Source organism: Bellilinea sp., assembly GCF_053501535.1.
Genome location: NZ_JBRCOK010000063.1, coordinates 1 through 26,994, shown reverse-complemented (window position 1 = coordinate 26,994; position 26,994 = coordinate 1). Strand labels below are relative to the sequence as shown.

Genomic DNA, 26,994 nt, shown 5'->3' with positions numbered 1-26,994 from the left:
CCTCCACAAAGACCACAAGCACGGTTATGAATGACCGCCATTAATATTCTACGCTATAATTTTATTGTGATAACATGAGTTCGGGATAAGATCAAAACCTTGCAGGCAATGCCAATGCCCCCCTGCACCTCCCCCAAAATCGCAGGGGCGATTTTGGGGGAGGCGGAAGGGGGATGAAAATTCGAAAGTTGATGTAAAAATGATTTATCCCGAATTTACGTGTGATAAGATCGCAATTTTCAGGAAGATGCCAAATTGAGTAAAACGGCAGCAACGAAACCTCATCTGGAAATTCGCGTGGTGGTTTTTACCCTGCAGGAAAGCCGCTTGAAAGTACTGCTGGCGCCTGCTCAAGAGTCTTTCTTTGCGGGAAAATGGATGCTTCCCGATGCGCCCATTCTCGAATGCACCCTCGAAAAATCCGCCGCCAAACAAATTGAACAACTGACCGGTGTTGGGGAAGTGTATCTGGAACAGTTATACACCTACGGCGATCCGGGACGCCACCCTGCCTGCCGCCTTATTTCAATTGTTTACTTCGCCCTGATACCGGCAGACAGTTTGCAGGCAACAAAGGACACGAACAATAACAGCCGCTGGTATGGTTTGGAGGAGCTGCCACCGCTGGTCATGGATCACGGGGAGATTCTGGACTATGCCCTGCGCCGTTTGCGCTACAAACTGGAATATAGCGCGGTTGGCTTTGAATTATTGCCGGAATTTTTCACCCTCAGCGAATTGCAACACACCTATGAATTGATTCTGGGTGAAAAACTGGATAAACGCAACTTCCGCCGCCGTATTCTGGAAGCCGGCATCATCGAAGCCACCCCTCACCGGCGCAGCGGAGAAGGCCGCCCTGCCTTGCTCTACCGCTACCGTCCGGATGCGGTTGCCGAGGTCAAAGCGCGGCGGCTGTTCCCTTAACCTACCCGGCGCAGCAGGCTGATACTTTCGATGTGATAGGTCTGGGGGAACAGGTCAAACGGCGTAACCCGTTCGAGCGAGTAGCCTGCCGCAACCAACCGTTTCAGGTCACGCGCCAGGGTGGCCGGGTCACACGAAACGTAGGCAATCCACCGGGGCTGAAGCGCTACCAGCGCATCCAGCGCATGGCGGTCTAATCCGGCACGCGGCGGGTCAACAATGGCCGTGATTTTTCCGCTCACCTGCAAAGCGGGCAGGATGTCCTCCGCCGCCCCGACATACAATTCCACATTTTCCATTTCATCGAGATTAAAGGCATAATCCTCACAGGCCGTCGGAGATTGCTCAATCCCAATGCAGCGGCCTGCCTGGTCTGCCAGGAAAGCCGAAAACAACCCAACTCCGCAATACACATCCAGCAGAGTCGTACGGCTGTCGAGCGGCAAGACCTCTTGCAAAAATTGCACCATCGCTCCCGCCTGGGCCGTGTTGACCTGAAAGAACGACCCCGCCGAAACGCGGAAAATGCGTCCGTTCACTTCCATCGGCAGCCAGTCCTCGCCCGCCAGCACGATGCTGCCAGCCGGGCTGAGGTGTACCGCCGAGAGCGGAAAATCCACCTCAAAGGATGGTAACTCCAGCAGAGAGCTTTCCAGCGTTAACAACACCTCTTCGTCGGCTCCAACCCGCAATCCCACCCGTTCAATGCCCAGCCTGCTTTCAAAATCCAGCTGCTGCCAGATCTCATCCAGCGGCGCTTGCGGCAAAAAACATTCCTGAATGGCGACCACCCGGTTGCTGCCGCTTTCTTCGTAGCCCAGGCGGCCCTGCTCATCCAGATGAAACTGTACCGTGTTGCGGTAGTTCCATTCCAATGGAGAGGGACGAATCTCCCCCACCGGCGGTTGGCTGATTCCGGCAATCCTTTCCAGTTGTTCCCGCAAAACACCGCCCTTCACCTGCAACTGGAGCGGGTAAGCCAGATGTTGATAGTGACAGCCGCCGCACACCCCAAAATGCCGGCAGCGCGGCTGAATGCGCTGAGGAGCAGCCTGCAAAACCTCCACCAGCCGGGCACGGGCAAACCCCCTTTTTTCCTCGGTTAACTCCACCAAAACCCGCTCACCGGGCAGAGCATAAGGGACAAACACCGCCCGTCCATCCGCCAGCCGTCCCATACTGCTGCCGCCAAAGGTATGACGGAGGAGTTCTACTTCGACCAGTGCAGGGGAGAAAGCCATTAAATCATGTGAACCCAGATGTAGTCTTCCAGGCTCTGGATGGTCATATCCTTTTCGAGCATCAACTGCCTGACCACATCTCCAATGGAAATCACGCCGACCAGTTTATTGCCATCCAGCACCGGTAAATGGCGGAAGCGCTTGGCAGTCATCAACGCCATGCAGGATTCGACCGATTGATCCGGGGTGACGTAATAGACCGCTCCGACCATCACATCATTCACCGGCGAATGCAAGCTGACTGAACCATCCGCAGCCTTTCGGGCAAAATCCCGCTCCGAAAAGATACCCACAATTTTTCCGGCTTCCACGACCAGCACCGCGCCGATTTTCTGCTCTGCCATCAATTTCAGTGCATCTAAAACCGTGGAAGTTGGGGTAACATACCAGACCTGCGTATATTTGTCCTTCAATAAATCCTTTACGGTAGCCATTCGCATCTCCCTTTCCGGCTTGGGCTGATTGTGCTCAACCACTGTAGCCGCGCCCGAGGATGTAATTTTCCAGCCCCTGAATGGTGGATTCCTTTTCCTCCAAAACCTGCTTGACCACATCCCCAATGCTGATCAACCCCACCAGGTTATGATCCTCATCCAGCACCGGCAAGTGGCGAATATGCTTGGAGGTCATCAGCGCCATACATTCTTCTACCGTTTGTTGAGGGCTGACGTAATACACGGCACGCGTCATAAATTCGCTGACCGGCTCATCCAGCAGCAGGGATTCGCGTTGGGCAGCATAGCGGGCGTAATCGCGTTCCGAGAAGATACCGGCAATTTTCTCTCCCTCCATGACCAGCACCGCGCCAATATTCTTCTCAGCCATCAATTTGAGCGTTTCACGTACCGTAGCCGTCACCGGCACACTCCACACTTGCGTTCCCTTGATTTTCAACAGGTTTTTGACCGTTGCCATTCGGAAATCTCCTTTCTCTTTTTGGGGTTGGGTAACAGAAAAATCAAGATAATTGCAGGAAACAAACCCAATTAGTAATCTTATTATATAAGAATTCAAACCTGCATTCAAACATCAAACGACGGATGCTCGCCTTCAATTTGATTATGACTTAAACAGGACAGGAGTCAAGTTGCGGAGATAAGGCAGTCGGGTTATTTAAAAATCACCCGCATTAACCTGTTTCTTAATTTAACCAATATTGTATAATTTATAACAAATAGCCTGAACCAATTCAGACGACATCTTTTTGGCATAATTTTTTCAAGGGCCGGGGCGGGAAAAAGATATCGGCTCGTTTTTGAATGTGGCTTTGAAAATCAGGAGACTGGCAATGAGCAAACCCTTTCTTTTCACTCTAATCGCAATCCTGATGCTGGCAACCGGTCTAATCGCTATCCATAGCCAACCTGCGCTGGCTTTCAATTCCATCTTTCAGGCAGATGAGCAGCTGGTACGGGGGGCACAACTTTATGATGACTGGACACAGGTAACCGGTATAACCCCTCCGCAGGGCAATCACCCCATTTGGGCACGCCAGACCACCAACACCCGCAGCGGTGTGGACACCTGGCGCTGTGTTTCCTGCCACGGCTGGGATTATCTGGGAAAGGATGGGGCTTTTGCCTCTGGTGCCAATTACACCGGCTTTCCGGGGGTTTATGACGCGCAAAGCCAGCCGCTGGACGAGTTGAAAGCCGCTCTGAGCGGCAAGAAAGACCCCCAGCATGATTTTTCCGCTTATTTGAGCGATGCGGATCTCACCGCGCTGGCGGTCTTCATCCGGCAAGGCGTGATTGACGACAGCCGCTTTATTGACCGCATCAGCCTCAAACCGATTGGCGGTGACTTGCAAAACGGTAAAGCCCTCTACGAGCAGGGCTGCGCTTCCTGTCACGGGGCGGATGGTCAAAAAATCACCTTCCGCTATGAAGGGCAAACGGTCAGTCTGGCAAGGCTGGCAGTACAGGACCCATGGCGTTTCCTGCACCGCACCCGCTTTGGCACCGCCCGTGCTCCGGAAATGACCATTGGGTTGAATCTCGGCTGGAGTCCGCAGGAGGGGCGGGATGTCTTGCTCTACGCCCAGACATTCGCCGCCGGGCTGGAACAACCTCCCTCCCCCTCGATGGGAGACCAGCCCTCCGGAACAGTCGGCCAGCCGGGCGGACCGGCTAACAACCTGATTACCGGCATCCTGACCGCGCTGGGTGCAATGGCAGCCAGTTTGGGTTTTGCGTTGGTGCTGGGCGGTTTACTGGTAGGCATTCTCTTGCTGGTTGTGTGGTCCATCCGCAACCGCAAATAATCTGAATGAACAACAACGCACATCGAGAAAGGAGACGAGCATGAAGCAACCCAAACCTTGGTGGCAACAGGCCGGTTACCGGGTCGGTATCGCGCTGGTGTTGCTGATTTTGCTTGGCGGGGCAGTCAGCGCCGTATATCTGACCCAAATTCCACCGCAACAGCCAATTGCTTTCCCGCACAACCGCCATGTTGGGCTGGGAGCGCCATGCGCCTATTGTCACCCCGGCACAGCCTGGGGACCGAGCGCCGGGCTGCCCGGCATTGATAAATGCTGGGGGTGCCATCAGCAAGTTCAGAAAAAGTCACCCGAACTGGAAAAACTGGCTGCTTATGTTGCCAACAACGAGCCAATTCCATGGGTGCCGGTTGCCATTCAACCGGATTTTGTCCACTTCAACCACCAACCCCACGTCAGCGCCGGCATAGCCTGCGAAACCTGCCACGGCGATATGACCAAGATGACCGTTGCAGAGCCGCAGCCGCGCCAGAACATGGGCTGGTGCCTTTCCTGTCATCAAAAGATGGCTCCGGAGCAGTGGACCAAGCTTTCAGACTGCGCAACCTGTCATTACTGATTTGGAGCGAGGAAACAGCATGAGCAATACCATTTCACGAAGGGATTTCCTGAAACTGACCGGTCTGGGAGCCGCCGTTTCAGCCGTGTTGACCGGCTGCGGACCCATGGCTCGCTATATCGTCCGCAAGCCCTATACCAGCATGCCGGAATACAATCAGACCGGTTTGAGCACGTATTACGCCTCCACCTGCCGGGAATGCCCGGCCGGCTGCGGGATCATCGTCCGCACCAAAGAAGGACGCGCCATCACCATTGAGGGCAACCCGCAGCACCCGGTCAACCGAGGGCGGTTGTGCTCACGCGGGGTGACCGCCCAGCAAGGGCTGTACAACCCCGACCGCATTCGCGGACCCGTCTTTCAGGCACGCGGAGATGCCGGCCGCGCCAAACCAATCACCTGGGACGAAGCCGTCGGCGTTGTCCAGCAGGCGCTGACCAGCTCACCGGATCAGATCGCCTTTCTGCTGGGTGCTGCGCCCGATCATCTCTTCGATCTGGTCAGCGAAATCACCGCAACCCTCACTGCGCCGCCTCCCGTGCGGTATAACGCTCTGGCCACCTTCGAAGGGCGCACAACCCTGCTCGAAGCCGCCCGACTCACCTTTGGCGAAGCCAGCCTGCCGTACTTTGACCTGGCCAACGCCGAAGTAACTTTTGCCTTTGGGGCAAACTTTCTGGAAAACTGGCTGTCGCCGGTGGCTTACACCCGCGCCTACGGGGAATTCCGTCAGGGACGCCCAACCCGGCGCGGTTACCTGGTGGTGTTTGAACCGCGCCAGTCGCTCACGGCCGGCAATGCCGATGAGTGGATTCCCATCCGCCCGGGCAGTGAAGCCATCCTCGCGGCGGTTTTCAACCGTCTGGTAGCAGAAGCGCGTGGCAAACCGGTCTCCCCTGCCTTCAGCACCGTAACGGTCAGCGCGGCGGCAGCCGCCAGCGGGATTGCGGAAGAAAAAATCCGTGAACTGGCTAAAATGTTTGCTGCCTCTGCTCATGCACTTGCCATTCCGGGCGGAAGTGCCCTGGCGCAGGCTGATGGACTGATGACCGCCCAATCTCTGCTCTACCTGAATGCACTGGTAGATAATCTCGGTCAGCCCGGCGGGGTGTTCCTCACCCCGGCCGAAGCTTCGGCAACCGATTTTGCCGCAGTCAAAGAACTGGTGCGCCGCATGGCCGACAGCAAAGTGAAGGTGCTCTTTATTCACGGCGTCAACCCGCTATTTGAGTTTCCGGCGGCGCTCGGTTTTGCCGATGCCCTTTCTAAAGTCCCGCTGGTGATTTCGTTTGCTTCCTTCCCGGATGAAACCGCACTCGCCAGCGACTACATTTTGCCGGACCACACCCCGCTCGAATCATTCGGCTATCAGCGCGTACTGGCAGGCAGTGACCGCCCGGCGTATTCTTCCTTTCAGCCGGTGGTTGTGCCGTTGTATGATACCCGCGCCACGGCGGATGTCCTGCTGGCAGCCGTCAAACAACTGGGAACGGCAGCCGCCCAGGCTTTCCCCTATAAAGACGAAGTGGAATACATTCAGCAGAAGCTGCTGCCCCTGATTGATGCCGGCGGCTTTTACACCGCACCGGAGATTTTCACCTTCTGGTCACGCTGGCTGCAATACGGCGGCTGGTGGACCGCCTCCCCCCGGCTGACACCCCCGCCTCAGGCAACGCCACCCCAGGGGAGTTACTCGTTCACACCGCCACAGGAGTTGGAAGAAGGCAAGCAGTTTTACCTGATCACTTTTCCCAACCACCTGGGGGATGGCAGCGGCGCAAACCGCCCATGGTTACAGGAACTGCCCGACTGGATGACCACGGTGACATGGAATTCGTGGGTGGAAATTAACCCCAAGACCGCCGAAGAACTGGGCCTGCACGATGATGATGTTGTGCGCATCAGCACGCCTTACGGGTTTGTAGAAGCCAGTGTGTACCGCTATCCGGCCATCCGACCGGATACGATTGCCATTCCCTTTGGTCAGGGACACACCGCGCTTGGGCGCTGGGCAGAAGGGCGCGGCTGCAACCCGGCACAAGTTCTGCCGACCACGACCAACCCGGCCGGCGACCTGACCTATGGCAGTGTGGTGGCAACCATCCTGCCAACCGGCAAACGCCGCCCGCTTGCCCGTGTGGAGAGCAAAGAAGGCATCTACGGCGAACATTAATGTTAGCGATGGAAAAACCAAGGAGAGAGACTCATGGCTGAACAAAAAGCACCTCAAAAATGGGGACTGGTGGTTGACCTTGACCGCTGCACCGGTTGTAATGCCTGTATTGCTGCCTGTTCGATGGAAAATAACATTCCTTTCGTTGGTGAGGACGAGGTTGCCTACGGACGCGCAATGTACTGGCTCTACAACAAACGCGATTGGGCCGGTGAATACCCCGAAGTCAAACCGGCCTTTGAACCGGTCATGTGCCAGCAGTGCGGTAATGCCCCGTGTGAACCGGTTTGCCCCGTGTTTGCCTCGGCGCACAGTGAAGAGGAGCAGGTCAACCTGGCGGTTTATAACCGCTGCATTGGCACCCGCTACTGCGCCAATAACTGCCCCTATCATTCCCGCCAGTTCAATTTCTTTGACCACGACCTGCCCGAACCGATGAATTCCTACCTCAATCCGGACGTGACCGTCCGCCGCCGGGGTGTGATGGAAAAATGCACCTTCTGCGTTCAGCGCATTGTGCGCGGAAGGCAGAAAGCGGCTGCCGAAGGGCGCGAGGTGGAAGACGGCGAAATCCAGCCCGCCTGCGTACAGGCCTGCCCGGCAGGAGCGCTGGTGTTTGGGGATATGAGCAACCCGCAAACGAAAGCCAGCCAGATGGCGCGCAATCAACGCCGCTATCAATTGCTGGAAGAGCTGGGCACCCTGCCCCGCGTAACTTATCTCAAAGGAGGTGGACGGTATGGCGGCTGAAACCGAACTGCTGCAAGCCATTAAGCCCGTCGAGCACGCCGAAGAAGACCCGCGCGAACACCTGATGTTCGACCCACGCCCGCGCGAGGAAATGAACCGCATGGTCATGGAAGCCATGACGACCACCACGCGCCGATACTGGATCTGGCTGATCGGTCTGGGGCTGGCGGTGGTTGTCCTGCTTTTCGGCGCATGGGGCAACATGATTTTGACCGGTATGGGCGTTGCCGGCATTCGCCGTCCCGTCTTTTGGGGCGTGTTCATCGTAACCTTCGTGTTTTGGATTGGCATCAGCCACGCCGGCACATTCGTTTCGGCCATCCTGCGCGTTTTCAAGGCGGAGTTTCGCCGCCCCTTTACCCGTGCTGCCGAGCTGATGACCACCTTCGGCCTGGCAGCCGGTGCGCTTTACCCACTCATCCACCTTGGTCGGGTGTGGGTGTTCTACTGGATGATACCCTACCCCAACGCCCGTTGGCTCTGGCCGAACTTCCGCTCCCCACTGGTGTGGGACTTTCTCGCCATCACCACTTATCTGCTTTCCAGCACCATTTACCTTTACCTGCCGCTGGTGCCGGATCTGGCCATGGCGCGCGACCGAACCAAAGGCTGGCGGCACACCATCTATAAAGTACTGGCGCTGGGTTGGCGCGGCACCGAGGCGGAATGGTACCGCCTGCGCAGAGCCATCAACATCTTCGCCTTCGCCATCATCCCGGTCATGTTCTCGGTGCATACCATCGTTTCCTGGGACTTTGCGGTGGGCATGGTTGCCGGCTGGCATTCGACCATCTTCGGCCCCTACTTTATCATCGGCGCAATTCTTTCAGGTGTGGCAGCCGTGGTGACCATTCTATTCGTCCTGCGCAGCACCATGAAACACTTCGACTACTTCATCCGCGTCGAACATTTTGATGCGCTCGGCAAATTGTTACTGGTCTTTTCGATGGCATGGGCTTACTTCTTCTTCAACGAGTACCTGCTTTCGTGGTACGGCGGCGATGCCGCGGTCAAACAGGTGTTGACCCTGCACGCCACCGGCCCGGCTGCATGGGTGTGGTACACCATGCTGATTTGCAATGTGGCTATTCCCTGGCTGACGCTGTGGAACAAGACCATCCGCCGCACACCGTGGGCGATGTTCATCATCACCCTGCTGATCAATGTGGGCATGTACGCCGAACGTTACACCATCATCCCGCTCACCCTGGGTCATCAGCGCAGCCCCTTCGACTGGGGCATGTACAACCCCCGCCTCACCGAAATCAGTATTGCCCTGGGGACGTTGTGCCTGTTCATGTTCCTCTACCTGCTGGCTTCCCGCCTGATTCCGCTGGTACCGGTTTGGGAAGTGCAGGAAGGGCAAATGGCTCACCGATTGCGCAAAGTGGGTAAAGCCGAGGTACCCTCGGTCACCGAGCTGGAAGAATAATCAAGGAGCAAAGCTATGACTGCAAAAGTCGTTCATCTGGCTCTATTCAAAGAAGAACAAATTGACCACGCCGCCGAAGCCATCTCGCGCCTGCACGAACTGGGCATCCGCGATCAGGATATTTCGGTCATTTCCGGCATCCCTTACTCGGAACGCATCCTCGGACGGCCAATGTCCTGGACGAATATCGGGCGCATCGGTCTGACTGGCGCCGTGCTGGGATTTCTGGTGGCATCTTTCCTGAACTTCGGCACACCGCTGTTGTATCCCATCCGCGTGGCAGCCATGGGTCTGACCCCCATTCCCACCGCCATCGTGGTCACTTTTGAACTGACCATGCTGGGATTGCTGATCAGCACCTTCATCGGGGTCTTCGTCGAAACCATTTCGCCGTCCTTCGGTCCCAAAGGCTACCACCCCAAAATCAGCGACGGTCACATCGGTATCCTGTTCAGCGGGCCGGCGCAACTGGATGAAAAATTTCATACCGCGCTGGGCGAACTGGGAGCGGAACTGGTGCATGAGGTAGAGGAGGAGAAGTTATGGCTGTAGCCAAACGCTTGATCATCGTTCTGGTGGTGCTTGCCAGCCCGCTGGCAATTGGCTTGCTCTTCACCTACGACATCATCAAAATCGAATGGATTTCCTTCATGGAAATTCAGCCTTCTTACCGTTCAATGGAAGACCCCCTGCCGCTGCCGCCGCGTTCGGTGCCGGTGCAGGGCGCGGCCTACATTCCCGAACTGGGCGCACCGGTCAACCCCATCCCCGCAAGTGAGGATTCCATCCAGCGCGGCAAGGTCTATTACGACAACGCCTGCGCATTGTGCCATGGGGCCACCGGCAACGGCGGCGGGGCATTTTCCGGCTTCCTTGTGCAATATCCGCCTGCCAATTTGATCAAACCCGATGCCAACGCCCGCCAGCTCAGCGATGGTGCCATTTTTCTGACCATCACCAACGGTATCGAAGGGCGTATGCCGGCACTGATTGACAATCTGCCCACTCCCGAAATGCGCTGGGATGTGGTCAACTACGTGCGCTACCTGCAGCAGCAGGCTGCCCCCTGATGGAAGCAGGCCTCACTCAATAAAATTCTGCCGCCGGCTCTTGCCGGCGGCTTTTTCTAATGAAACTCTAATGTTTGATTCGCGTAATTCGTGTTTTCTTTTCAAAAGTGTGTTACAATAAATATCGTTGAGGGTCAAAACCTCAATGGTTACAGAGATCGCGTCACGGTTCAATCGCCTTCCGATTTCGGTAGAGGCGATTTTTTTGGTGGCAAGATCGAAAAATCATCAAATCTTTTTAGTAACAAATGGAGTATCTCAAATGTCTGATCGTGTAGTAGGTAATGTCAAGTGGTTCAATAGTGAAAAGGGTTACGGTTTCATTTCCCAGGAAAACGGCCCGGATGTCTTCGTCCATCACACAGCCATTCAAGCGGAAGGCTTCCGCACACTGAACGAAGGGCAAAAAGTTGAATTTTCTATCGAAAAGGGTCCGAAAGGCCTGCAGGCCGCCCGCTTGACCATTCTGTAAAATTCTCAACTCAACAGCCAAAACACCTCTGCTCACGCAGAGGTGTTTTTTGTGTGTGCCGTTTTTTATGGTATAATCTTCGCGCCCGGTGATGTTCACGCCGTGTTTGGAGAGGTAGCGTAGTCTGGCCTAACGCGCGCGCCTGGAGAGCGCGTGTACCGCAAGGTACCGCGGGTTCGAATCCCGCCCTCTCCGCCATCATTCCCCGGATTTGCAATCCGGGTTTTTTCTTGCACTTTCACCACCGTTCGATTATAATAAGCATTGCAAACGGGCGGTTAGCTCAGCTGGTTAGAGCGTTGCGTTGACATCGCAGAGGTCGTAGGTTCGAGTCCTATACCGCCCACCAGAAATCAAAAAGCCGCTGTCTGAAGCGGCTTTTTGATTAGCGAAATAAAATATTTAGAGGTTACTACAACTGAAGAGGCTTTTTCGAATATCCCCATCCAGTCTTCCATCTCTCAATGTATAAATATAATCGGACTCGGCTGAAATACGCAAGTCATGCGTTACCAAGATGATCGTCAAGTCCTTTTTTTCCATCAGAGTTCTAAATAATCTTACAATTTCAAAAGAAGTTTTCGAATCTAAATTTCCTGTAGGTTCATCAGCCAAAAGGAGCAATGGATCATTAATTAAAGCACGCGCAATTGCCACCCTTTGTTGTTCCCCACCAGATAACTCAGCCGGCAAATGATTAATACGATTTCCAAGGCCGACCCATTCTATAACCTGCAATGCCTTTTCTCTTAAATCAAATTCTAACGAGCGTTGGTAGGGAAGTAAAGGCAACATCACATTTTCAATCACATTCAGGGTAGGCAGAAGGTGATAGAGCTGGAATATAAAACCGATATTCTGTCTGCGAAATGCTGCCAATTGATCGTCCGAAAGAAAAGAATAATCGACATCGCAACATATAATTTGACCTGAAGTTATCCTATCAATACCTGCAATGAGATTAAGCAAAGTGGTTTTTCCACTCCCTGAAGGCCCGATAATTGCGGTAAGCTTATTTTTCTTTATCTCTATGTCCAAATTATCTAAGGCTATGACTTGATGAAAGACGGTATCATACACTTTGGATATACCAGAACAAATTACAATTGATTCTTTCATTTCAACTCACTCATCAGGTTTTGAAGTGCAATATACGAAAAGGAAGTAAATTGAAACAATTTTTGCTTATCGATTGTTGAAATATGATCGAGAGACGAACCGATAAATTCATTTCCAGCCCCGCAAACCCCAAGGGATGGTAGATTCGCCGAAAGCAAGATGGATAACGATGGCTGACAGGTGTAATTCGTTGATCTTATGGAAACACCAACCAAATCACCCGTTCTAATGATTGAATTTCGCAAACCCTCAGGACTTTCACTCAGCCCCATCTTATTTTCCATCAATCCCTCCATCCATTCAAGCAAATCAGGATCATCCAGATTGAGGGTCATCATCCAGTTATCTCGAACGATGTATTGACCTTCTTTCATAACCCGTTCGAAATCTACCCCGTTATCAGACATAGATGGTGATCTCATGTCATTATCCACTGCGACATATTGCCAGTTCCCACTTTGTGAAATATCAATAACCCCCACTACACTTGGAAGTTCATTTTTATGATTCTGAATATAACTGATCAGCCCACTATACTGACTTGCCAATCCTGGAAACCAAAGAAAATGAAGCGTATAAGGCGTTCCGCTTTCAGAAAATTTTCGCGCCAGTTCCATCAAAGTAACTGTTCCGGAAAGACTCAAATCCGCTGCAGGGGTACCCTCTTTGGCATCATAATGGGTGGTAACCCAAATTTCTTTCTCCGGATATACTGTGCCCGGAATAGTCACCTTTATAATCCTTGCTTGATAAAATTCAATTTCAACATTCTTGTCGAGCATCTTTTCAATATCAGAAACTTTTTCTTCAGGGTCTTGTATTGCAACACCCGCAAAACCTAATGGAAGAGGACAATTATTTTCAAGTAATTTCTTTAAGGGATTAATAAATTGAGCAGGCTGCCGGCTATCGCTACCGAGCATCAACCATCTTTGATTGAGCGAATCACAAACTCTCATCACCTGATCTATTGGTTTATATATCAACGATGCTCTCTGGTAAGGAAGGTTTGAATTTAATTTCAAATGGGTTGCAGAAGTCACTAGAGTTAATGGACTATCATCCAACCGATATGGAAAGAATTGAAACAATAGATTTTGTTGTTGATTAAAAAGGCTTGCAGTTTGGTAAGGAACCCATTCTTCATTGACAGTTAAACCCATAGTGGATAATTGCTGATGCAGAATATCAGCAACCCTCTCAGCGCGAGTGCTGCCCGGCATTGGGGATTCCATTATCCTGCTTAGGTTTTCGATGGTATCCACCATTCGATTTTTATCAATATCCAAACTGTTTACATCATCTGTAACAATAGTGGCTTGCATAGATGAAAAAGTGGTATCAAGAGCAGGAATCTCGCCAGCAAAAATTAAGATACCCAAGAGTAGTGTTAACAGAACTAGAATTGGTATAACCAAAATCCTATTTTTGGAGGACGACCTTGTAGGAAGTCGAAGGTAAGCGATAGCTTTTGAAGTACCAAACCAACAGGTGGTTAAAGTCAACAACAAAACAAACCCTAATATATAAAGGTTGAAGATTAGTATATTTGCAGAAAAGTCTTTCCATAGTGAAACTACCACCACTCCTAACACTCCGCCGATAATACCAAAAATTCCTTCTCTCAGAAAACTCTCATAAAATACTAGATTAAAGAGATGATTCTTATCCCACCCAATGTATAGCAAAGATTTAAGATCAGATTCCCTCTGCCTGACATTAAGCCCAATATTTTGGATGACAATCAATAACCCAATCATGAGTGAAAATAATGCCAGAGCCACGTAATAGGGCGAAAGGCTGATGATTAATGTTGTTCCAAGTAAACTCAGCTCCAATTCTCTTTTATATAGCACCCATATATTAATCACCGAATGAAAGGTAAAAGTGGTTAGGCCGAACGAAAGTCCATTCAATAGGCTCCTTCTCATCCGACCTCTCAGCTGGTAAAGAACCAACTTTTTAAAATTAAAATTAGCAGAGGATAAATTCCTTTGCTTAGAAGTTTCATCGAATTTTAGAAGATGAATGGTTTTCTTTTTCAGATCACTCACAATCACAGGAAAACTTGATAATATGGATACCATTCCAACGATGCCGCCAATTGCCAGGATTTCGAGAGGATAAATATTAAGGTTTAACCAGTAGGAAAGAGGAAAAATCAAAATTGTAAGAGGGATAACTCCCCACACAGTGATTAACAACTGATACTTTACCAATCTTCGAATAATATGGTCATTCTCCCATCCCAGAGCCTTCAACAAACCAATTTCAGGCAGTTTAGAAAGAATAAATAGATTGGTATTTGTTAGGATCAAAAAAATAACACTAAGTAGTAAAAGAAGGACAAGAAAAAGGTTTATGATATCAAGACCGCTCTCAATATATTGGGTAAGTCCCAAAGAAGTCCAATTTTCTTCTACATACCCGATCCCCGGAACAAATAAAAGTATTTTCCGCGGTGATGAACCGGCCACAATGTCAACATGTAGCCCGGTTTTCTCCTGTATTTCAGATGCAATTCTTTCAACTCTACGGACATTTTCAGGGGAATAACCTGATATATCACGTATCCTCACTCGAATCGCATCAATATAATCGGGTCGTCCTATTAAATACTGAGCAGCTTCAAGGGTCGTTAAAGCTAACGGGGGTCTTGGATTGAAACCGCCCGGGTTTAAACTTGGAGTAACAAACTTTGCTTCAACAGGGTTACCATCTTCATCGTATCGCAATACCTCTTGTGGTGGTTCATAAATTCCTAGGGGAACATAGGATATTGGATCTATTCTATTGCGCACAGCCTCGATGTTGTATACTCCCTTTACATCAGGAATAAAGGGTGGTGGTTTGATTGACTCCAACGAACGAAAAACTGTCTGATAATTTGCAAGTAACGGTAGATTCTCCAAGAATGTTGGATCAAACATCTGGGCTGAATCGGAATTCAGCTCACTCTGGATAATTTCTTCCCATCTACCATATGGTCTGATACTAAAGTAAGAGGGAAAACCTTGAGAACCTTCATGAAAATCATATTCAAAAATTCCTGGACGCAGTATGATATTCGAGTCAAGTCGGATAAAACCTCCTTCCGCTTCCAGGCGGGGTGGCTGGTTTACTGAAAAAATTACTGATTGTGGCATAAGAGGTCGGAGGGAATTCAATAACTCATATTGATCACGAATCAGAATCTTCCCTCGGTGGTCAAGTTCTGTTATTTTTTCTCGCAATATATCCCCTGAACTATCGTTCTTTAACTTTAAGATATCCTCCGCCTGAATAGGTATCGTTCGAACCTTCAAATCAACACCTAGGTTGACATAGGTCTGGCGGTTTACAATTAACGGTATTTTTGCCGCCATTCTCTGTTCAAGCTGATCAAATCCTGTTTCAATTTGCTCACTTTTTAGATAACTTCCCTCTTCAATTGCACTATCCAACCCGATTAACTTTGCTTCTGCCTCAGGATCAATACCTGCCACAAGTATCCATTGAGGGGGCAAAGACCCTAAATTAAGAAAAACCCATTTCCCCAACATCCCAGAACCCGTGAAAGATAAATCACCTCTCAAGAAATCATTAAACAGAGAATCATCTTCGCCTTCAGCAAAATAAGCGCTGACTGTTGGAAAATCTTGAATAATTGCCTCTTCCCCATGCCATCCAATTTTCAACTCATACAATGTGTTCGGAAGATAAGGCTCAATCTTGACCGCTATGCTCCCCAAGTCATTCATCATAAATCCAATAGTCGAAATCGGAGCTGCAATTTCTACATCCGGCAAACTTTTTATCCATTCATACTGTTCCTCCGAAATCCCCCCTCGTGCTGCACCGAGGTAATTTCCTTCGACCATCTGAAGTTCTCTTTCCAAGCTGGTAATAGATGGCTGGGGTCGGATGAGCAAATCATACACACCACGCCAGTGTTGGGAAACTTGGGCGGTTGTTTTTACTTCTATGCTGCGAAGGATCATTAAGAATGACAATAAACCAAAATATAAAATGATCAGGCTAATAATTGTGATTTGAACTTGACTTTCGGATGCACTTATTAGCCCGATTTGAATTTTTTTTCGTTTAACGGAATTATTCATTTCTACAAAAATCAGGAAGCCATCTATTATATAAAATAAAAGTAACTACTCAGGCATTCGATGAGAGGCGAAGCTGAAGAAAAGGAGGTGCATAGGGTGAGCCAGACAAAGCCAATTGCAGGACATCCAAAACGCGTTGACCGTTTTTCCGAGCGGTGGAGATGTAACTGCGGATGGTGCAAAAAGTCTTAGCGCCTTCTTGAGAGCGAAAACACCCCGACACTTTCTGCTTGAGTTTGATCATGCGCAGGTCACGTTCAGCCTGGTTATTGTCAAACAGCACCTTAAAATCGTACATAAAAGCCAGCGTTTCCCGCTTACACAGCTGCAAATGATCGAGCAGGTTTTTGGCCGGATGTTGTTTGGGCTTGCCCCGTTTCCTGGGGATTGGCTCGACCGGTGGAGCAACCGGGTTGGCCTGAAAGCCTGCCGTGAGAATGGCATCATAGCGGGCTTCAAAGTCGGCAAATTGGGCAGGCGACAAGTGCTCCTGATCCGGTTGGGCCGCCTCCACAGCGATTTTGATCTCCCCTAACAGGTCGATCATCTCATTCGCCCAGCTTTGTTGATACTGCTCAAAGATAAAGGTTAGCTCGCGCAGATGATGGGCATTGCACAAGGCATGGCGCACGTTTTGGTACTGAAGATAGGAGCGGTAGGCATCATGCAGCGCGGTGCCGTGGAAGTACGGGAAGATCCCCATGGCTTCTAGGGCTTGCTTGCCGCGCTTGGCGTGCGCTTCATAGTAGGTCAGCAACGCCGTACAAGCCACATGGAACCACCACAGGCCTTTTTCCACCCGCCCACCGGTTTCATCGAAGTGCCCCGGCTCCTCGGTTTGCTGCAATTCCGCTTTGATCGCCTGGTAGACAGGTTGCACCCGCTGCGCAACGGTGTGGCAGGCTTCGGCAATCGTGCCTTCACTCACCGATTGGTCATACAGGTCTGCGAGGATCTCAGCCGTGCGTTCCAAGGGCACAAAATGCTGCTGATGGAAGTATACCATCTGCGCCTTGAGCCGTTCGCCATACTGCACCGGTTGGCCAACCGCCGCTGGAAAATCCGCCTGGGTGAGCATGTGGCAGATGGGACATTCCTTGATTTCCGCCTGATGTTCGGTCACTTCAACTTGCACCGGTGGCAGATCAAACACCTGCCGCTTTTCGTAGTCTTGGGCGGGCACTTCTTCCAACGCTGCCTGACAGCAGCGGCAGTGGTGCACCCGATGGGTTTCGACATGCGCTGCATGCGCCACCATCTGCAGCGTGCTCCCAGGATGACCGGGCTGTCCGCCGCTCTTCTTCCGGCTCTTGTTGCGCAGGCTTTTGGGTTTCTTTTTCAACCCATCGCTGGAGGGTGGCTTACTGCTGTTATTGCTGTTTTTCGCCATCTGATCTTCCAATTGCTGAATGCGCTCGGCCAGTTTTTGAAAGGTAGCGTAAAACAAGGCGACCATTGCTTCTTGCCCTTGATCGTAGGCTGCTTTGATCTCTTCTTCGCTCGCCAGTCGCAGTGGTCCATCCCTTAAGTTTCACTGACTTTTATGTTTTTGACAATGTTTTTGTGCCATTGTTTTTATGGCTGAGCAGTTACAAATAAAATTGAATAGATATACTCTTACTTATACACCGTGGTCGTAGCATAGGATGGTCCTCCAACACCGGACAATGTCCATGTTTGACGAAAAGGACTACTACCCCCACACAAGAAATCATGATAAAACTGATACGGACCCCCTGGAGCATATCCACAGGTTTTGTAGGACCCGCAAAAATCTCCCCAATTCACCTGAATACAGTAACTGCTACCTTCACCTTGAATATAAACATTCCATACTGCTCTATATTGTGGTGAAAAAACGGTTTGTGCAGAGGGTGACACAGATATCTCTGCTGGAACATAATTCGGCTGAGGAGGTATTTGCTGATTTCCCAATACAACTTTGCTTCCTAAAGAAAGAATCATAACCACACCTGCGAAGACAATGATAAGGGATTTCTTGATCTTCACTTCTTCCTCCGCTTCCTGAATACTTGACAATTCCGCACATAAATTGTACAAAAAAAGACAAGTATGTCAAGTGAAATATTACAATTTTATTACCATATCCTATTGTGCTTTTTTAATAAATCAAATAAATCAGCGAATATAATCCCCGAAAAACATCCAAAGCAAAAACAACCCACTTTTTTGGGAGTGTTTTTTCGCTAAAAAATAAGCGAAAGATAAGGTTTGCACCTCACTGCAGGAAATTCAGCGGATCCACCTTGCCGTATACATCACTGCGCATTTCGAAGTGCAGATGCGGGCCGGTCGAACGCCCGGTTGAGCCCATCAGGCCGATCAGGTCACCCTGATAAACACTCTGTCCGCAGATCACATTGATCTGGGAAAGGTGGGCATAGTAGGTCTGCCAGCCGTTGCCATGATCAATCACGATCAGATTGCCGTAGCCAAAATCGTTCCAACCGGCATAGACGATCACCCCATTATCGGAGGCATAAATGCCCACCCCGGTGGAACCGCCAATATCAATGCCAAAGTGGTTGATTTCCGGCTGGTAGCGGTAACCGGAGATGTAACGGGTGGCCGCCGGCCAGACGAAGGTGCTGGTGCCCACAGCTCCATCATACACCGTGCCGCAGTAGCCCGGTCCCACCGTTTTGGCAACTGCCGGGTTGTCGCGCGTGATGCGCGGCATGTTCCAGGTAATGAACTGCCCCTGCCCGCCCGGCACAAACAAGACCGTTCCCGGTTCAATATTCGGGGCGGCAAAATCTCCCACGCTTTCCAGCGTCAGGTTATTGCCCGGCCAGTTGATGATGTCTTCCGGGGTAACCTTGAAGAAGCGGGCAACCGCGTTCAAACCATCCCCGGCGTGCCATTCGTACACCGCCCCATCGGTTGGCGGAATTTTGATCACCTGTCCGGGTGTGATCCAGTGCGGATCCCCCAGTTCTTTGGGGTTGGTCCACATCAAGGACTGGGGTTTTAGACCGAATCGATCTGCAATGGTGAACAGCGTATCACCCGCTTGAATTTCGTATTCCACAAACTCAAAGCGCGGGCGATTTGGCAAACTGGTATGCAACAAAGCCAACCGGAAAATGCCCTGAACCCCGTTGTTGGCCGGTAATTCAAAGCGCGGCGGCTCAATGGTGGGGGTGGCCGTGGGCAGGGAGGCGGCAACTGCCGCCGGCTGGGGCGCTGCAACCTGCCCTTTCAGGTAGAAGTTGCTCATCACCCATACCACCATCAAAACCAGGGCCAGGGATGCCAGCCCACTGCCTACCCGATAGGAGGCTTCGCCCAGTCCCATCTCCACCAGCGTCTGCCATAACTCCCCCAATGAACGCGGGTTGGGTTTTGAACTGAGCGAATCGTTCTGTTCGGTTGAGTCAAGATCGGCACGGAACGGATCGTTCGATGTCGATGATTCGGTCATGAATCAGGTTCCTTCTCTGGACAATATAACACATCTAAAACGGATGGTCAAGCGACGTTTAACCTACGCACATTCTACGCAACGGCAGGCAGCTACTTTTTTTGGCGGTCACCAAACGGAATCAACATCAAAAAACCAATTGCAATGAGGATTTGACCAATTTCAACGCCGCGCGCCTGCCACGGGCCAAAGTAGGGTACACCCGGCAAGGGATGGCTGCCCGCCCCAAACACATCCGCCATGCCGGCAAACACGGCAATCACATAACCGGTGGCTACCATGCGCAGGCCAATATCGGCCAGGATGCTGGGCTGGCGTTTCTTCCACAGCGACATCAGGCTGATGTACCCGCCAATGCAGATCAACGCCAACCCCACCAGAAAGACGGCAATCTGCACAAAACCAATCACCGGGCTGCGGTCCAGCCCAAACAGACTGGGGCGCGCCCCCATCAAAAAGACAACAAACCCCAGCAGCGTGAGCGACAACCCAATCCGCACCCGGCGCAGGGAAAAAGTCTGGTTGGGGCGGCTTTCAACCGGTTGCGCCGCCGATTTTGAGGATGGTGTGGGTTCTGCGGAAGTCATGCGGGTAGGGTTTGCTCCAGAATTCTCTGCCAGTTGGCATGGGAAATGGCGTGCAAGTCTTGTTCCGAAAAGCCGCGCTCCATCAACAGGTCTGCCAGTTTCGGCAGGTCGGCAATGGTATCCAGCTCCAGCGGCACGGCCGGGTAACCAAAACCGCCGTCAAAATCGCTGCCCAGGCCAACATGCCGGACGCTGCCGGTGACCTGACAAATATGATCTACATGATCAGCCAGATGTGCCAGGGTTACCCATTCGCGCGGTTCATGATTTTTCCACCCGCTGCGTAAAAAGCGGTTGAACGGTACCACTCCAATTACCCCGTCGCGCTCTGCCAGCCTGCGAATCACCCGATCCGATAGATGCCGACGGGTGGCCAGCTCATCTTTCAGCAGGGCGGCGGCATTGCTGTGGCTGCAAACAACCGCACCTTCGTAACGGTCAAGCGCCTGCAAAGCGGAAGTTTCATTCATATGGGCAATATCCAGAGTATAGCCGATTTCCGCCATTTGTTCCAACAGGCGGTAGCCTTCGCCGGTGAAGCCGTCTCCTTCGTACATTCCACCGCAGTAGCGCGTTCCCGCCCAAACCGGGCCAATCAGGCGCACACCCGCCCGCCACCATTCTTCCAATTCGCGCTGATCACGGACACCTTCCGCGCCTTCCATGCTCAATACCAGCCCAACCGGTTGGGAATGCGAAGGAAACTGCGGCGGCTTCGCCTGCCAGCGTCCGATGTGCTCCAACAATTCAGCACGATTGCGCAGCAGGCAAAATTGATCGGGTGACTGATCACACAGGTTCAGGTAGTAATCCACTTGTGCCCGCGTCAGGCGGTAGGCTTCCTCAGGTGTGGCAAAGTCCAGTTTCTCCCAGGCGCCGGTTTTGTAACGGCGCGGCATGACAAACAACGTGGCTACAATCAGGCCTATTCCCCCGCGCTGAAATTCTTCCCAGCCGCACAAGGCTTCCCCATTGACCAGCACGGTTGGACTGCCCGCCTCACGTTGGCGCGTTTCGTAGGCCGAAAGACGGACATCCCTGCCAAAGGTCAGGGCATTGTAGGCAATGTCTTGATGAGCGTCAATCCACAAAAGGGGTTTCATCGAATAGAGGGGGGAGTGAAAGAGACGCCCTGAAACGGCGTCTCTTTAATCTTACACCTGTTTTTGAACTCACCTCATGGTTTAATCCGCAGATTCAGCCGGGGGTTGTTCGCTTTCCTGTTCAGAGTCATCTTCTTCAAGCACTTCTTCGAGCGCCATCCAGTCCAGATCGGCATAAGCCATGGACTCCACCCGGCGCAGGCTCAACCCAATCCGGTGATTTTCGGCATCCACTTTGATCACCCGCAGGGTAACCACATCACCTTCCTTCAACACCTCTTTGGGGTGCTCGATGCGTTTTTCGCTGATTTCGGAAATGTGGATCAAACCCTCCACATCGTCATCAATGCGGGCAAAGGCGCCAAACTTGGTCAGGCGGGTAATCGTGCCTTCGATCAACTGCCCCACCTGATAACGGGAAGCTTTTTCCATCCACGGGTCTTCCTGCAATTGACGGATGGAAAGGCCAATGCGTTTTTTATCGCGGTCAATCGAGATGATTTTTACTTTGACTTCCTGCCCAACTTTCAGCACCTCGGAAGGGTGCTGAATGCGATCCCATGAGATTTCGGAGAGGTGCACCAGTCCATCGGCGCCGCTGATGTTGACAAATGCCCCAAAATCGGCCAGACTGGTTACCTTGCCGGTGCGTACTTCCCCTTCCTGCAGGCTGTCAATGACGCGCTCTTTGATGGTTTCGCGGGTTTCGGTGTTGGCTGCCCGCTCCGAGAGGATCAGGCGGCGGCGTTCGCGGTCCACCTCAATCACGCACACATCAATTTCCTCACCGATCATCTTGCTCCAGCGCTGTTCGGGGGTTTCTCCACTGCTTTCGGCGCGACGCGAAAGGCTTACCTGCGAAGCCGGTACAAACCCGCGCAGTCCGCCAATTGGAACAATCAACCCGCCTTTGTTGTAGCCGATGATTTTGCTGTGATAGGTTGCTTTAGAAGCAAGCAGCGATTCGGCTTCTTTCCAGCTGGCTTCTTCGCGGGCGCGGACGTAGGAAAGCACCACATTGCCGCTGGAATCTTCGGGATTGACGACATAAACGGGAATTTCCATCCCGACTTTCAACTGTTCCAGTTCCTCACGCGGGATGGCTTCATATTCCTTCCCGCTGATGATACCTTCGGACTTGGTACCCACGCTCACCAAAATCTGACCGGGGGCGATACTGGCAATCATGCCCGTGCGAATTTCCCCTTGTTGAGGGAAATCAATCATTGCACCTTCCTGCTCTAAAAGGGAGGCCATGTTGTTATTTTCTGTCTGATGATTCTCGGGCTGGGTTTCCTGCTCGAGCGGTGCGTGGTTTTGGTCCATACGATCCAATACTCCAATGAAAAAAGTTACTGCCCATTATAAAGGCGATTAAGCATCTTGACAACCCTTCATTAATGCCGCCGGCGTTTCTTTTTGCGTGCCGAACGCGAAGCCTCATTGCCGGCTTCAACTGCCGCAGCCGGTACACCTTCGGTTTTGGCTGGTGTTTCGCTGCCGCTGCGGTCGCGTTCCACCTGAACGGTGGCGCCGCGGCTAGGCTGGAAGGTGAACATGCGCGCCACCACCCCCGCCCGAATATCTTTGAGCAGCTGAGAGAAAAGTTCCGTGGCTTTGCTCTTGTATTGCACCAGCGGGTCGCGCTGGGCGTAGGCTTCCAATCCAATCGAAACCCGTAAGGCATCCACCCGCGTCAGGTAATCCACCCATAACTGGGAAATGACTCCCAGTAAAATTTCGCGGTAGATTTCATTTTGCAGTCTTTCGCCCAGGGTTCGGGAAATTTCCAGTAAATCTTCGGCGGGCAAATCCTTCAGGTTGCTCTCGGCAATTTCTTCAAATCGCTCGTTACCCAGTACCGCACGCAGTCGTTCCTGCAAGGATTGATTCAGGCGGGAAAGCGGAGTTTCGGTCTGAATCAGGCGGCGCAGTTCGTAATTACCCCACACCCGTTGCAACGCAAGGCGGGCGCCTTCCAGATGTTCCAGAATCTCTTCGCTCAGATCTTCCGCCGTTCGGCCTTCCAGCAAAGTGGCGGCGTAGAAGATATAAGTCATGCGAACAACCTGCTGACGACCCCGCCGGTGTGTACGGCGGTCAAAAGTCAGGCGGGTAGCCTGGGTCATTATCCCCAGCAGCCCCAGCAAAGCCGCCTGATTCTGCGCCAGCACAATTTTCCCATCCCCAACCCGCTCCAATGCCGCGTCCAAATCCCGTGCAATCGGGCCATCCGGGCTGGAAAGGCGTTCAACCCGTTCATTCAACAATCGTTCAACCTCACCATACAGCAGACGGGCAGCCTCATCCCAATCCCTGCCCTGATACTGCATCGGACGGGCTTCCAGTTCTTCAATCCGCCGTTGGATTGCGCCAATCACACGGTTGAGTGTGATGTTCATCAGTGCGGATTCGACCTGCTCCTTTACCCGCTCCACCAGATGATCGCCCCCCTGCGCCAGGGCGCGCATCTCTTCCGTATTCAGGCGCAGCGGTACCCGCACCAGCCCGGAAAGTTCTTCCACCAGTTCCTGCGGGCGTAAACTGCCGCCGGCTTCTTCCAGCCGGTCCGGCAACCCTTCGAAAAAGGTTTCCACCGTTTCCAGTCGTTCGGTCAGCTGCTGCTGAATGGCCTCTTCGCTGCGTTCCAGCAAAACCTCAATCGAACGCAGCAGATGGTTGCTTTCGGCTTGCAGCGCGCGGCGCGCCAAATCCAGCAACGTTCGCCGTAGTTGTTCGGCGCTGATCGGTTCATCACCTAACTCATCAGCCACTTCCTCCATCATCAAGCGCATGGTAAAGGATGGATAGGCCACTCCCTCAAAGGTAATGGGTGGCTGCACATCCTCCAGATACGCCAGCAGTTTCCACGGCCCTTCCTCGTCTTCCAGCGCGGTTTCCACACGGCTTTTCAGCTCGTTTTGCAGCATTTCACGCACATCTTCGCTCAGGTCTTGTTTGGTAAAGACCCGGTCGCGCTGCTCGTAAATGCGCTTGCGCTGCATGTTGAGGACATCGTCATATTCCAGCAAATGTTTTCGGATATCGAAGTTGTTGCCTTCCACCCGCGCCTGAGATTGTTCGACCAGTTTGGCAACCAGATTATTTTCAATCGGCAGGCTTTCATCAATGTTCAAGCGCGCCATCAGGTTTTCCACCTGCGCCCCGCCAAACAGCCGCATCAGGTCGTCTTCCATGGAAAGATAAAAACGGGAGGAGCCGGGGTCTCCCTGACGGGCAGCGCGCCCGCGCAGCTGGTTGTCAATCCGGCGGGCTTCGTGGCGTTCCGAGCCGATCACATGCAGACCACCCAGTTCGCGCACCTTTTCCATCTCATCCATGTACTGCAAAAAGGCACGCACCGAATCCTCATAAATGCTGTACTGGGCCGGGTCTATTTCCAGCAGCAGCCTGCGGCGCTGTTCATTGGTCATTTCATAAGGATCACTTCCAACGCTCCTCAACACACGGTTGACATCCGCCAGAATGTCCTCGTCCAGTTCGCCGCCCAATTTGATGTCCACACCGCGCCCGGCCATGTTGGTGGCAATGGTCACCGCCCCAAATGCGCCCGCCCGGGCAATAATCAAGGACTCTTCATCGTGCTTGCGAGCATTCAAAACCTGATGCGGCACACCGCCCTGTAACACTTTGATCAGGCGGGGACGGTCTTCTTCTTTCAGATTGAGCAGATTCAATAACCGCTCGACATTTTCAGGGTCTTCCGGGTTGATCGAAGTCATCCCCACCGAACGGGCAAAGTTGCGCAGTTCGGCCGTGTTCAGGTCGGGCAACGGTTTGTATAAAAACTGCAATTCGGGTATGGCCACTTCACTTTCCTGACGGTTGTGCTTGCGCAGCCAGGCATCCCGAATCAGCAGCGCCTGCATTAAGCGGCGCAGCAATTCCGGCTGCAATCGTAAGGAAAGCCGTTCGGAATGCTCCACCGAGGTGGTGCCGACCAGTTGCGGCCGGCCGCGCACATGATAATGGACAATCTCCTGCACAATGGCACGGATTTTTGCCTCTTCGGTGCGGTAGATCACATCCGGGTAGTCTTTACGCTTCCAGAAAACCGGCGCTTTGAGCGGATCATCGCGACGGGCATAATAGGTGAATTTGTAACCGAACTCGTCCTTGGCCTGCACTTCCATCAGGATCGGGTTGGGCTGAATCGCCTTGTATTCCAGATTGGTGGGGATGGGCAGCACTTCCAGTTTGTAAATTTTGGCAAATTCCTCCGCCTCGGTCAGGGCGGTACCGGTCATGCCGGCCAGTTTTTCATACATGCGGAAGTAATTTTGAATGGTGATGGTGGCGTAGGTGATATTTTCCGGCTCGACCTTGACACCTTCTTTGGCTTCCACCGCCTGATGCAGCCCTTCAGACCAGCGCCGCCCGGGCATTAGCCGTCCGGTAAACTCGTCAATGATGATCACCTTACCGCCCTGCACCAGATAATCCTTGTTGCGCTTGAAGAGAAACTGCGCTTTAAGCGCCTGTTCCAGATAGCCCAACAGGCGCGCCTGTTCGGGATTAATATCCTCCGGACGTTCGGGGTCAACCAGCGGCATATCCAGCAATTCTTCCACATGCGCCATACCCACTTCGGTGAGGGTGACAGTGCGGTCGCGCTCGTTGATTTCGTAGTCTTCCTCGCGCAGGGCGCGCACCACCTGCGCCATTTTGATGTACCATTCGGCCTCATCGGCTGCCGGCCCGGAAATGATCAGCGGCGTGCGCGCCTCATCAATCAGAATGTTATCCACCTCGTCCACAATTGCATAATAGTGTCCGCGTTGAGAGCGTTCCTCCAGCCGGTAGGCAAGGTTGTCGCGCAGATAATCAAAACCAAACTCGCTGTTGGTACCGTAGGTAATATCGGCGCGATAGGCCTCAGCCCGATCCACCATACGCAGTTGATGTTGATCCTCAAACGGCGAGGTCTTTTCCAAATCCACCAAAAAGGCTTTGCGCCCGTTTTCGGTGCGGCTGGCCATCTGCAACACGCCCACTTTCAGCCCCAAAAAGTCATAAATCGGCCCCATCCAGCGCGCATCACGGCGGGCAAGATAATCATTCACCGTGACCAGATGCACCCCCCGCCCGGTCAACGCATTCAGGTACAACGGCAGCGTAGCCACCAGCGTCTTGCCTTCACCGGTGCGCATTTCGGCAATTTTGCCCTCGTGCAGTACCATCCCGCCAATTAATTGCACCTCATAGTGGCGCAAGCCGATGGTGCGTTTGCTGGCTTCGCGCACGGCGGCAAACGCCTGCGGTAAAAGTTCATCCAGCGCCACCTTTTCGGCCTGCCGGCGTTCGGCTTCGTTTTCTATACCTTCGGTTGCCTGCCGGATGTAGGCACGGAACTCATCCGTCTTGGCTCTCAGGGCATCATCCGATAATTTTTCATATTCGGCTTCCAGCGCGTTGATTTGCTCGGCGCGCACTGCCAGCCGCTGAATTTCTCTTTTATTGGGGTCAACGCCCAAGATATTGACAATCTTCTTGAACATATACAATCACCTCTCTGCGGGTGGATTATAGCATAGACAACCCCCGTAAAAAAAGGCGCGGGTCAAATGAACCTTTCTTAATGTGGGTTTGGGATAAGCACAAACCGCGGTGAGCAGCAAAACAGACCCCCTCCTGCGCCTCCCCCAATATCGCAGAAGCGATATTGGGGGGGTGGGAGGGGGTCTGTTTTGCTGCTCACCGCGGTTTGTGCTTAT

21 protein-coding genes and 2 tRNA genes are annotated in these 26,994 nt (G+C 52.3%); 11 read left to right on the top strand and 12 right to left on the bottom strand.

Annotation, left to right across the window (positions count from 1 at the left end; genetic code table 11):
- The first annotated feature begins 255 nt into the window (after positions 1–255).
- Positions 256–927 carry an NUDIX hydrolase gene (locus ACWIZX_RS06795; RefSeq protein ID WP_448335242.1) on the top strand — a complete coding sequence of 224 codons (672 nt, stop codon included), beginning with the start codon at positions 256–258 and terminating at the stop codon, positions 925–927.
- Here the strand turns inward: ACWIZX_RS06795 and ACWIZX_RS06790 are convergent.
- The 3 genes from ACWIZX_RS06790 to ACWIZX_RS06780 are packed head-to-tail and all read right to left on the bottom strand — an operon-like array spanning position 924 to position 3,083.
- The gene (locus tag ACWIZX_RS06790) at positions 924–2,168 is read right to left on the bottom strand and encodes a class I SAM-dependent RNA methyltransferase (RefSeq protein ID WP_448335241.1); all 1,245 of its coding nucleotides are present in this window, start codon (positions 2,166–2,168) and stop codon (positions 924–926) included. The genes ACWIZX_RS06795 and ACWIZX_RS06790 overlap by 4 nt on opposite strands.
- Positions 2,168–2,602, bottom strand: a complete 435-nt coding sequence (locus ACWIZX_RS06785; protein WP_322793692.1) for a CBS domain-containing protein — start codon at positions 2,600–2,602, stop codon at positions 2,168–2,170. The genes ACWIZX_RS06790 and ACWIZX_RS06785 overlap by 1 nt, the downstream gene beginning before the upstream one ends.
- Positions 2,603–2,636: 34 nt before the next feature.
- Entirely contained in the window at positions 2,637–3,083 is a 447-nt protein-coding gene (locus tag ACWIZX_RS06780) for a CBS domain-containing protein (protein WP_322793693.1), read from the bottom strand.
- 373 nt (positions 3,084–3,456) lie between these two features.
- Between ACWIZX_RS06780 and ACWIZX_RS06775 the strand changes: the two genes are divergently transcribed.
- The 10 genes from ACWIZX_RS06775 (at position 3,457) to ACWIZX_RS06730 (ending at position 11,254) form a co-directional block, all read left to right on the top strand.
- On the top strand, positions 3,457–4,431 hold the full coding sequence (locus ACWIZX_RS06775; RefSeq protein ID WP_322793694.1) for a c-type cytochrome: 975 nt from the start codon (positions 3,457–3,459) through the stop codon (positions 4,429–4,431).
- 40 nt (positions 4,432–4,471) lie between these two features.
- Positions 4,472–5,008 (top strand): cytochrome c3 family protein, encoded by a 537-nt coding sequence (locus ACWIZX_RS06770; protein ID WP_448335240.1) that lies wholly within the window; start codon positions 4,472–4,474, stop codon positions 5,006–5,008.
- 19 nt (positions 5,009–5,027) lie between these two features.
- Entirely contained in the window at positions 5,028–7,181 is a 2,154-nt protein-coding gene (locus ACWIZX_RS06765) for a molybdopterin-dependent oxidoreductase (RefSeq protein WP_448335239.1), read from the top strand.
- Positions 7,182–7,214: 33 nt separating this feature from the next.
- Positions 7,215–7,931: a 4Fe-4S dicluster domain-containing protein gene (locus ACWIZX_RS06760; protein ID WP_322794194.1), complete on the top strand. Its 717-nt coding sequence runs from the start codon at positions 7,215–7,217 to the stop codon at positions 7,929–7,931.
- On the top strand, positions 7,921–9,363 hold the full coding sequence (gene nrfD, locus ACWIZX_RS06755) for an NrfD/PsrC family molybdoenzyme membrane anchor subunit (RefSeq protein WP_448335238.1): 1,443 nt from the start codon (positions 7,921–7,923) through the stop codon (positions 9,361–9,363). The genes ACWIZX_RS06760 and nrfD overlap by 11 nt, the downstream gene beginning before the upstream one ends.
- Before the next feature lie 15 nt (positions 9,364–9,378).
- Positions 9,379–9,915, top strand: coding sequence for a quinol:electron acceptor oxidoreductase subunit ActD (locus tag ACWIZX_RS06750; protein ID WP_322793100.1), 537 nt, complete (start codon positions 9,379–9,381; stop codon positions 9,913–9,915).
- Positions 9,906–10,433, top strand: coding sequence for a c-type cytochrome (locus ACWIZX_RS06745; protein ID WP_322793099.1), 528 nt, complete (start codon positions 9,906–9,908; stop codon positions 10,431–10,433). Before ACWIZX_RS06750 ends, ACWIZX_RS06745 begins: the two co-directional genes overlap by 10 nt.
- Positions 10,434–10,695: 262 nt before the next feature.
- On the top strand, positions 10,696–10,905 hold the full coding sequence (locus ACWIZX_RS06740; protein ID WP_061919749.1) for a cold-shock protein: 210 nt from the start codon (positions 10,696–10,698) through the stop codon (positions 10,903–10,905).
- 108 nt (positions 10,906–11,013) lie between these two features.
- A tRNA-Ser gene (locus ACWIZX_RS06735) sits at positions 11,014–11,103 on the top strand.
- A 74-nt stretch (positions 11,104–11,177) separates the two neighbouring features.
- A tRNA-Val gene (locus ACWIZX_RS06730) sits at positions 11,178–11,254 on the top strand.
- A 53-nt stretch (positions 11,255–11,307) separates the two neighbouring features.
- On the opposite strand, the gene ACWIZX_RS06725 is transcribed toward ACWIZX_RS06730, so the two are convergent.
- From ACWIZX_RS06725 to ACWIZX_RS06685, 9 genes are all read right to left on the bottom strand, one after another.
- Positions 11,308–12,024, bottom strand: coding sequence for an ABC transporter ATP-binding protein (locus tag ACWIZX_RS06725; protein WP_322793098.1), 717 nt, complete (start codon positions 12,022–12,024; stop codon positions 11,308–11,310).
- Positions 12,021–16,124: an FtsX-like permease family protein gene (locus ACWIZX_RS06720; RefSeq protein WP_448335237.1), complete on the bottom strand. Its 4,104-nt coding sequence runs from the start codon at positions 16,122–16,124 to the stop codon at positions 12,021–12,023. The genes ACWIZX_RS06725 and ACWIZX_RS06720 overlap by 4 nt, the downstream gene beginning before the upstream one ends.
- Positions 16,125–16,173: 49 nt before the next feature.
- On the bottom strand, positions 16,174–17,637 hold the full coding sequence (tnpC, locus tag ACWIZX_RS06715) for an IS66 family transposase (protein ID WP_322793102.1): 1,464 nt from the start codon (positions 17,635–17,637) through the stop codon (positions 16,174–16,176).
- Between the two features lie 104 nt (positions 17,638–17,741).
- Entirely contained in the window at positions 17,742–18,134 is a 393-nt protein-coding gene (locus ACWIZX_RS06710; RefSeq protein WP_448335236.1) for a hypothetical protein, read from the bottom strand.
- A gap of 229 nt (positions 18,135–18,363) precedes the next feature.
- Complete coding sequence (locus tag ACWIZX_RS06705; RefSeq protein ID WP_448335235.1) at positions 18,364–19,569, bottom strand: peptidoglycan DD-metalloendopeptidase family protein; 1,206 nt, start codon at positions 19,567–19,569, stop codon at positions 18,364–18,366.
- A gap of 92 nt (positions 19,570–19,661) precedes the next feature.
- A complete protein-coding gene (locus ACWIZX_RS06700) occupies positions 19,662–20,156 on the bottom strand; it encodes a hypothetical protein (RefSeq protein WP_322793095.1) in 495 nt (164 codons plus the stop codon).
- Positions 20,153–21,247 (bottom strand): dipeptidase, encoded by a 1,095-nt coding sequence (locus tag ACWIZX_RS06695; RefSeq protein ID WP_322793094.1) that lies wholly within the window; start codon positions 21,245–21,247, stop codon positions 20,153–20,155. The genes ACWIZX_RS06700 and ACWIZX_RS06695 overlap by 4 nt, the downstream gene beginning before the upstream one ends.
- A 93-nt stretch (positions 21,248–21,340) precedes the next feature.
- The gene (locus tag ACWIZX_RS06690; RefSeq protein WP_448335234.1) at positions 21,341–22,585 is read right to left on the bottom strand and encodes a 30S ribosomal protein S1; all 1,245 of its coding nucleotides are present in this window, start codon (positions 22,583–22,585) and stop codon (positions 21,341–21,343) included.
- A 71-nt stretch (positions 22,586–22,656) separates the two neighbouring features.
- On the bottom strand, positions 22,657–26,778 hold the full coding sequence (locus ACWIZX_RS06685) for a preprotein translocase subunit SecA (protein ID WP_448335233.1): 4,122 nt from the start codon (positions 26,776–26,778) through the stop codon (positions 22,657–22,659).
- Positions 26,779–26,994 lie beyond the last annotated feature (216 nt).